Origin of the sequence: Leptospira mtsangambouensis (assembly GCF_004770475.1) — a bacterium.
GTDB classification, from domain to species: domain Bacteria; phylum Spirochaetota; class Leptospiria; order Leptospirales; family Leptospiraceae; genus Leptospira_A; species Leptospira_A mtsangambouensis.
Window position 1 is genome coordinate 336036 of record NZ_RQHK01000002.1, and the last position, 8965, is coordinate 345000.

The 8965-nt window shown below is 37.3% G+C and carries 7 protein-coding genes; 6 read left to right on the forward strand and 1 reads right to left on the reverse strand.

The features are described from left to right. Nucleotides 1-38 precede the first annotated feature (38 nt). The 4 genes from EHR01_RS01480 to EHR01_RS01495 all read left to right on the forward strand — a co-directional run bounded on the left by EHR01_RS01480 (nt 39) and on the right by EHR01_RS01495 (nt 6316). A complete protein-coding gene (locus EHR01_RS01480) occupies nt 39-2384 on the forward strand; it encodes a tetratricopeptide repeat protein (protein WP_135692857.1) in 2346 nt (781 codons plus the stop codon). Continuing rightward, nucleotides 2381-3376 carry a hypothetical protein gene (locus EHR01_RS01485; protein WP_135692858.1) on the forward strand — a complete coding sequence of 332 codons (996 nt, stop codon included), beginning with the start codon at nt 2381-2383 and terminating at the stop codon, nt 3374-3376. Before EHR01_RS01480 ends, EHR01_RS01485 begins: the two co-directional genes overlap by 4 nt. Before the next feature lie 50 nt (nt 3377-3426). After that, nucleotides 3427-5406, forward strand: coding sequence for an HD family phosphohydrolase (locus tag EHR01_RS01490; protein ID WP_135692859.1), 1980 nt, complete (start codon nt 3427-3429; stop codon nt 5404-5406). A 73-nt stretch (nt 5407-5479) separates the two neighbouring features. Beyond that, the gene (locus tag EHR01_RS01495) at nt 5480-6316 is read left to right on the forward strand and encodes an SDR family oxidoreductase (protein WP_135692860.1); all 837 of its coding nucleotides are present in this window, start codon (nt 5480-5482) and stop codon (nt 6314-6316) included. A 2-nt stretch (nt 6317-6318) separates the two neighbouring features. Here EHR01_RS01495 and murD read toward each other — a convergent pair whose 3' ends face one another. Next, nucleotides 6319-7740, reverse strand: coding sequence for a UDP-N-acetylmuramoyl-L-alanine--D-glutamate ligase (murD, locus tag EHR01_RS01500; RefSeq protein WP_135692861.1), 1422 nt, complete (start codon nt 7738-7740; stop codon nt 6319-6321). A 60-nt stretch (nt 7741-7800) separates the two neighbouring features. On the opposite strand from murD, the gene EHR01_RS01505 reads away from it, so the two are divergent. Then, complete coding sequence (locus tag EHR01_RS01505; protein ID WP_002971981.1) at nt 7801-8133, forward strand: STAS domain-containing protein; 333 nt, start codon at nt 7801-7803, stop codon at nt 8131-8133. Between the two features lie 8 nt (nt 8134-8141). Beyond that, complete coding sequence (locus tag EHR01_RS01510) at nt 8142-8900, forward strand: beta/alpha barrel domain-containing protein (RefSeq protein WP_135692862.1); 759 nt, start codon at nt 8142-8144, stop codon at nt 8898-8900. Nucleotides 8901-8965: the final 65 nt, after the last annotated feature.

Consider the following 8965-nt stretch of genomic DNA (forward strand, 5'->3'; position numbering starts at 1 on the left):
AAAATAGGTCAAACCAAACTTTTTAGAATTAACAAAACTTGTCCCGCTTTCAAAAAAATACCCTCCTTACCTTTTCTTTATTGGCGTTTGTCGCCTATGCACCGTTATACTATTCGATTCGTAATGCGATCAAAAAAGAAACCTTACCGGTACCTTACGCATCCCCCGAAACTGTTTCCTATTTTAGTTTAGGAGATTGGGAAGTTCAGGGAAAAGAATCCGATCCCAAAACCCTTAGGATCCTTTCCGAACTCATTGATTTTGAATTCCAAAAAGTCACAGGGGGAGTTTATCTCGGGAAAGAAAACTCTCTCTCTTCCGCCAAAAAACAAAGGACCAATTTTTTATTGTTTGGGACTTTTGAGTGGAAAGAGAAGGGGATCGAATTCACTCCCCGCTTAAGTTCTGTCGAACAAAAATCCACTTACTCTGGTAAATCAGTATTTCTCCCTTATGAAGAACGTGGTAAATTAGTTTCTCTTATATATCAGTCCCTTTCTCATCTTTTCGATGAAACCATTCGTTTGCACCGTTTGATCAAACGAACACCTGAATGGAAAATTCCATCTGAAGATGATTTTTTATCAGAGTCCGAGTTTGTTAGGTTATCCGAATATGACCCAAAATTGTCCTATGAAGAAAAAAACACCCTTCTCAAGTCTTTAGAGTTTCCTTCTGATTATTTGCAGTTCATAAAGATTGGACTCAGTTTAGAAAAAAGGACGGAGGATTCATTCAAAGAAATTTGGCGCAGCGTAGAGGGGAATTCCAATCTTTCCACCTATACGAAGTTCTATGTTGCAAAAAACATTGCAGAATTCTATTTCACAAAAAAAGAATTTAGCAAATCCATTGAATATGCAACTGCTGCCAGAAAAGAAAGAGAATCTCTCAAATCCGTCTTTCATAGTGATTATGCCGACACCATTTCCTTACTTGGGAAAGCACTTGTCCTTGATGGAAAAAAAGAAGAAGCGGTTTACTACTTAACATCAGCACGAAAACTCTATGATACCTTGGGCCTTCTTTTGGATCCATCCTCGGTTGAAAATTCTTATTTTTATGGCCTTCTTCTTTATGATCTGACTCAACCTGAACTTGCTTCTTATGAATTGTCCTCCATCCGAGGAGAGGTTTCCAATGGTCCTGATCAAGTTTATTTGGATTTTAATTTGGCGAAGGTATACTATGATTTAGGTCGTTATGATGCCGCCTTGACTTTGTTAAAAGATCAAAGACAAATCATTATAAATGAAAGTTTGGCCAATCATGACATTGCTTTGTATTCCTATAATTTATATGCTGCTACTCTTTACAAATCTGGAAAATGGAGTGTCGCAAAATCAGTTTGGGAATCCATTGTGAATGCAAAATCCACCTATGGAATTGAAGATAAACCTTATCACCGGTTTGCACTTTTTAACCTGGCAGTCCTTTCTAAACTTCGAAATAATCCAGAACAAACAGAAACTTATTACAAACAATACGTAAAACTCTCGCCTTATGGACAAATTGTGGACTTACCCTCCACAGATCGTTTTGAAATCGGAAAGTCCATATATCCTTATACTTGGGATAAACCAAATCCTAATTCTTTTGCAGAGTTAGAAGAAAAGACAATCAGGTCGTATACAGGCCGTTATCTGTTTAATGGACAGGATGAAGAGATTCGAGCAAGGACTTATGAAAATAGATTAGAAGATACCAATCTATTTTTAGATGATTTGTTAAATACAAAGGCCTTTTTATCGAAACCCATGTCAGCCCTTCGTAAAACATTGTTTGGCGACTTAAAACGATTTGAAAAAGGAAACCAAATTGTATTTTTTGATATAGGTCCTGCTTTAAATCATCCAGAATATCCTGGTGTTACCTCTCTTGCCGTTGCCAAACATTTTTCTGGAATGGAAGTCGTATTATGGGAGTTACCTGGTGAAGTGGATTTATTTTTAAAGAAAGTAAAACCTGAATTAAAAGATAGGCTTTATGCTTTTCCGAACATTCGTATCCTTTCTGCCGATGGAGTGGGTGAGTTTCAGTCTGTTTATCCAGATCCCAAAAATTGGATTTTGCGAAATCGACCAATTCCGAATCTAAAGGGAAAAACCATCATCATTCGTGCGGCTAACTCAATTGATATCTATGAGCCTTATACAAAGATCCTTCCTCATTTCCAAAACATTGGAAGCGAACTAAAAAACAATCCGATCCTTTATTTTTTCAATAGAAGTATCCTCTTAAAACCTGCTGGAAAAGAAAAATTCATTCTCATCGGGAACCAATCCATTAGAGGATTTCACCATAACTTTCAAAGTTTGGATCGTAATGGAGAACCTCCTTACTCCATCCTTCCGTTTACTGTCAGTGAGGAAGTAAACCAATGAATTTATTTGAAACAGAGTTTCTTTTTTGTATCCTTTCCGGTTTCTTCTTGTTCCATACGCTTAGCAGAATTTCCGAAGAGGGAAAACGTAATGATTTAATTTTCCATTGGACTTTCATCATTGTCTTTGGATTTTTACTGACTGAAGTTTTAAAAAAATGGGGAATTCGTTCGGAAATTTGGAATACAGATTCTGTATTTGCCTATATCACAAAAACAAATCTACTGTTATTTCTTTCTCATTCCTCCTTGGAAGAAAGATGGTTTTCTTTCGAACCCGTAAGAAGGTTTTTTGTTTCGATTTTTTTATTTTTGTTTTGGGTGGGAGTTCTATTTGGAATTCATTTCTTTCAAACCACAATCCTTGTCCAGGACAACACACTTGTTTTGCCTTTTGCGATTTCTCTTGGTGCCTTTGTTTGGATTAGAGAGATGTTTTGGCCTCTTGATGGGGCGGGTAAACAAGAGTTAACTTATGATTCTTCTCGTTTTGTTTATTTAAGTTTCCTACCGGTTGCCTTTCTCGTTTTGTCTCCTTGGAAAGCGGACGTACAATTTTATTCCTATGTATCTAACTTTCTTTTTTATGGAATCGCTTCTTCTTTAGGTTTTTTCTTGGTTTCGAAATGGAAAAAAGAAGAAGTTTCATCTGCATCCGAGATAGGGATTTGGATGGGAACCTTGGCATTTTCCTCTTGTTTGGGAACAGACATTTTGGTGGTTCTCCCTTTAGCGTTCCTCTCCGGAATTTTTGGCCGTTTGTTGTATTCTTATTTGGCTTCCCTTCGTTGGTCGGAGTCGGGAATTCGAGGTGTTTTGTCTTTTCTCTATCCGGCCATATTGGGAGTTTTCCTCCCGTTTTTACTCGCTGAACCGAATCTCTGGGTGCATTCACCCTATGTATTGTTAGGGGTTCAAGTTCTCTATTTTTTGAGTTTTTATTTGGTCGCTTGTTTTAGTTTCGGGATCATCCTCTTCTTCAAACAAAAGTAAGATTATTTTTCGAAAAAACAATCGACAGTCGATTTTTTCATGTCGATAGTATGCCTGTGACCAAATCTTCGGATTCGAAATTCATCATCACGGACGATCCTTTTTTTGAAGGCAAAATTGCCGATTATTCCAAAAAAATCAAAGCCAAGGTTTTGACCTTAAATGAGTTGGATCAAATTGAATCTGACTCAAACGGTCGCATCGCCAAAGTATTGTTTTATATCTCAAGGTATGAGTTGGAAACCAAACACCACGAGATCCATCAATTTTTAAAGAACCATCCCACCATCATGTCGAACTTTATTGTTCGAGCTCCTATCGATTATACTGGATACATTGCCCTAAACATTGAAGAGGATTTGTTTTTTACAAACGTCCCTGATGATGCCCCCCTTATCTTTTTAGTTAAGGCACTTGCGAACGCATTTACTAGTCTCCAGATGGTTGTGGATAAATTCGAACTTCAAAAACGAATTAATGTTTCCACAAATGAAATTTCTAAGTTAACAAAAATTGGGATCAGTCTTGCGAACGAAAAAGATTTTACGAAACTTCTTCGTGATATTTTGAATTCTGCTCGGGAAATTTCCAATTCCGATTCTGGTTCTTTGTATCTTGTGGAAAAAGATGAAAGGGGAAATCCTCGCAATCTAAGATTCAAAATTTCAGCATTAGATTTGAATTCTGATGAATTTATTTTACCCATCAACAAAAAGAGCATTGCAGGTTACGTAGCATTTACCGGAAAACAACTCAATATTCCAAATGTGTACGAATTGTCCGGAAAAGAAGAGTATAAGTTTAATAGTGATTTTGATAAAATGAGTAATTACTATTCAAAATCTATGCTCGTCGTTCCGATGAAAGACCACCACGATGAAGTGGTGGGAGTCATCCAACTCATCAACAGAAAGAAAAATTTTCAAACTAAACTCACTTTAGAGGAAATGAAGACCAATTCCATTTTGGAATATGATAAGTACTCCGAAGAATTGGTGATGGCTGTGGCAGGACAAGCGGCGGTTGCCATCCAAAATAACAATTTGGTTCATGACATTGAAACCTTGTTTGAAGGATTTGTCACAGCAAGTGTATCTGCCATTGAATCCAGGGATCCAACTACCTCTGGTCATTCATTTCGTGTAGCTCAATACACAGTTGGGCTTGCTGAGTCAGTGAATGCGATTCAAACAGGTAGATTCAAAGACGTACATTTTAATGAGTCGCAGGTTAAAGAAATTCGTTATGCTTCCCTTCTTCATGATTTTGGTAAGGTAGGAGTTCGGGAAAAGGTTCTTGTCAAAGCCAAAAAACTAGAAGATTATGAATTGGATTTAATTCGTTGGCGTTTCCAATTTATTTTGAAAGATGTGGAAGCAAAACTAGCTCAAAAAAAAATCGATTACTTAAAAAAACATGGTAACAATGGTTATCCGGAATTCGAAAAATCCATTCATTTGGAATACACTTTAGAAAAAGAAAAACTAGAAGAAATGGTTCGGGTGATTTCCGAATCCAATGAACCTTCTATTTTAGAAGAAGGTAATTCTAACTTTTTAGAAGAAATTTCAAAGATGAGTTATCACACTACCGATGGAAGCCAATTGAATTTACTCATGCCAAAAGAATTTGGTTTTTTATCAATTCGTCGCGGGTCATTGGACTTTGATGAAAGACGCGAGATTGAATCCCACGTAGAACATACCTTTCAATTTTTATCTAAAATTCCTTGGACAAGGGAACTAAAAATGGTCCCTGCCATTGCCCATGGCCACCATGAAAAATTAAATGGATCTGGATACCCAAGGGGACTTTCGGCGGTGGAGATCCCAGTCCAAGCCAAAATGATGGCCATTGCTGATATCTTTGATGCCCTTACGGACCAAGACCGCCCTTATAAAAAAGCAGTGCCACTCGAGCGTGCTTTTGATATATTAAAGATGGAAGTCCGAGACCAACACATCGATGGGGATCTACTGGATATCTTTATTGGTAGTCAATCCTATGAAAAAATCCTGCATAAACGATAAGTAAAACACGAAAAAAAATTCGTATTTATTCCTTCTTTTTTTCCCTTGGTTTGTCTAAACGGTGGGGGTAAAAATGAATTTTAATTTAGTTGGCAGGACCGTGATCATCACGGGAATTACAGATTCTTCATCACTCGCTTTAGTCATCGCAAAAGAGTGTAAACAATTGGGTGCCAAACTCATTTGTACAGGACTTGGAAAAACAGAGTTTCACGAAAATCTATCTAGTGCGGGACTTTCTTTTTTAGAACGTACATATTCAGATTTTACAAATACCGTCAAAAGTGAATTAGGTGAAGATACTATTGTCTATCCATTAGATGTTACCATTCAGGCAAACATTGATTCATTTGCCGAGTTTTTAAAATTGAATCAAATTAAAATTCATTCGGTTTTACATTCCATCGCTATGGATAAAACAATTCGCCAAGGGAAAGTAAAACCCATCATGACCATATCGCGTGAAGAATTTATGGATGCAATGAACGTATCCGCATTTTCGCTTCTTGCCCTTACGCAGAGTCTTTATCAAAGGGAAATACTAGCAGAGGCCGGTTCCATTGTTGCTTTGAGTTATTTAGGAGCGGAAAGAGTTGTCTCCCATCCTTACAAAAATATAGGTATAGCAAAATCTGCTTTAGAGAGGCTTGTAAAGGAAATGGCGATGGAATTAGGAAAGGAAAAACAAATTCAGGTCAACGCCATCCGATTTTCTCCTTACCGGGCCAGTAAAGCGGGTTCTGCCATTGAAGGACTGGAAGAAGCGGAATTGAATTGTCAACTTCTTGCACCATTAGGAAATGCTTCAGCAAAAGATTTAGCTGAGGAAGTAACTTATTTGTTTCGACCAGGGAACCGCATTACAGGCGAAATACGACATGTGGATGGCGGTTATCATATCCGTGGGTAAACTTATGTGAATCGTTCTTTGATCAAACTTTCGAAATGATTTCCTCTTTCTTCAAAGTTTTTATACAAATCAAAACTAGCTCCTGCCGGTGAAAATATCACCGACAAGGAGTTTGGTTCATTTTCTTTCTCTTTATTCGCTAGAGAACCGATTGTATTCGATTGAAGAGTTGAATCAATTTTGTTTTTTAGATCGGTGACTAGAGTGGGAAGGTCCGAAAAATAACGAACAGGAAGTCCTGTTCGATCAAACTCAGATTTCCAAACTTCAACAGCTTTTCCATAAACCCAAAGGGGGCATTCCAATTCATTCCATCTTTTTAAAAAAGGATCGATGGGTTCTGTTTTTGGAATCCCTCCTAAAATCAAAAATAATTCATCTCCTTTTTTGAATCCAGAAATTCCTGAAAGCATGGAATGGAGGTTTGTTGATTTTGAATCATTGATGAATTGGATTTCTTTGTATTGGTTTTTAAATTCAGGACTATCTATCTTTTTGAATCGGTGTGGAAGTCCACTAAAGGACTCAAATCCATTTTGGATTTCATTTGGATTCATTCCCATTGACTCACTAAGAGCAATGGCAAAACATAAATTCATTAGGTTGTGTTTTCCTTTGAGTGGGAATTTGGAGGCATCATAAATATGGTTTGGTGTGTGAATTTGATTTGGATTCAAACTAACAAAATATTTTTGATCTTCACCTATGAATTGTAAGTTGGTATATTCCGAAGGTAAATTGGAAAGATACTGTAAAAAGTTTGGATTGATAAATAATTTGTGTTCGGGATTTTTTAAATTTTGGATTTTCCATTTTGCTTTTGCATAAGAATCCATTGTTTTATGTCGTTCCAAATGGTCTGAGGCTAAATTGAGAATGGCAGAACAAGTTAATTCTAAGTTAGGTGAATCGTCCAATTGATAACTGGAAAGTTCTAAAACTACTAAATCAAGTGGTTCTAAACAAAAAGATGTAAAAGGAACTCCAATATTTCCTCCCATTTTTGAATTAGGAAATTTTGATTTTAAGATATGATATGTGAGGGCTGTCGTTGTCGATTTTCCATCCGTTCCCGTGATTCCAATGATAGGTCCCTTATAAAAAATACGCGCTAAACAAATTTCACTAAGTATTGGGATTTGTCTTTCCTTTGCAACTTTTAGGATGGGATGGTCAGGGAGAATACCAGGGCTTTTGATGATACAATCGATCCCTTCCAATCTCTCCTGTGGGTGATTGTCTGACAAAACCGAAACATACAAACTTGAGTTTGCTTTTTCTGGAAACTTGTCTGCCAAGACAGAACGTTTTCCTAGAGAAGATAATAATTTGGCGGAAGAATCACCAGAGGACCCACCACCTAAAATGAGGAAATTTTGGAACTGGTCGAGGTCGGAACGTGTGGGAATGGATTCAGAAAACATTGATTGACACTCCGCTAAAATACGATGATTTTGTAAAATCATATCAGGTTGGGTAAATCGGTGCTGAAACACGAAGTGAAAGACGGAAAACTAGTCGTTTATCTGGAAGGTCGATTGGACGTTTCTGTGGCAAATGAAGTGGAAGAGGGCCTTATGGAACTCATCGATAATGCTGGACATAGAAAGGTCCTCTTAAACATGAAAGATGTCGAATATATGTCTTCTTCGGGGTTTAGAGCTTGTATTTCCACTCTTAGAAAACTCAATTCCAAAGAGGGTTCTCTTAAAATCTCCAATATCAAACCTGCGGTCAAACGTATCTTTGATGTCATTGAACTTACGTCTCTTTTTGATATCTACGATTCAGAAGATGCAGCGCTCAAAGCGTTCTAAGCGGGTCCTTGAATCCAGTTTTACATAAGATCGTCGAGACCAAACATGAAGAGATCCTCCAAGCAAAGGGTAGGTCTCTTCCCGCTCGCAAAGTTCCCATTCGTCCATGGGAATCAAATCTCAAAACGAGTTCTATTTCAGTCATAGCAGAATGCAAAAAAGGAAGTCCTAGTTCGGGAGTTCTTAGACCAGATTATGATCCTGTAGAAATTGCATCCATCTATGAATCCTCGGGGGCTGGTGCGATTTCTGTCCTCACCGACTCAAAGTATTTTTTCGGATCGTTAACAGATTTAGCTTCTGTGGCAGAGTCTGTTTCTATTCCTGTGATCCGTAAAGATTTCATTATTGATCCTCTGCAAATTGAAGAGGCTTATTCTTATGGAGCTTCTGCGATTTTACTCATTGTAAGAATCCTTACTCCAAAAGAGTTATCGTCTTTACATAGTTTTGCGAAAAATTTAGGTCTTGCTGTCCTTGTCGAAACACACAACAAAGAAGAGGTAAAGATTGCTTTGGACTCTGGTGCTACAACGATTGGTATCAATACTAGAGATTTAGACACTTTTCAGATTCATAAAAATCTTATCGAAGAAATTGCGCAAGAACTGGATGATTCTATCATTCGGGTTGCTGAATCGGGTATATCAAGTTTTAACGATTGGCAAAAATACAAAGGGATCGTAGATTCTATGTTAGTTGGGACTTACTTTATGAAAAGTAAGGACATTGCAAAAGATTTCCGTTCTCTTTTGTCAGGAAACTAATCTCAGGTTTTTTATTACATTTTACAAAATTCAGGTTTGGACTTCTGAAACATTTGGGGTATCCC

Bases quoted from the DNA above. Each gene is read 5' to 3' on its own strand.
- EHR01_RS01485 (WP_135692858.1), top strand. From the start codon at position 2,381: ATGAATTTATTTGAAACAGAGTTTCTTTTTTGTATCCTTTCCGGTTTC.
- EHR01_RS01495 (WP_135692860.1), top strand. From the start codon at position 5,480: ATGAATTTTAATTTAGTTGGCAGGACCGTGATCATCACGGGAATTACA.
- murD (WP_135692861.1), bottom strand. From the start codon at position 7,740: ATGTTTTCTGAATCCATTCCCACACGTTCCGACCTCGACCAGTTCCAA.
- EHR01_RS01490 (WP_135692859.1), top strand. From the start codon at position 3,427: ATGCCTGTGACCAAATCTTCGGATTCGAAATTCATCATCACGGACGAT.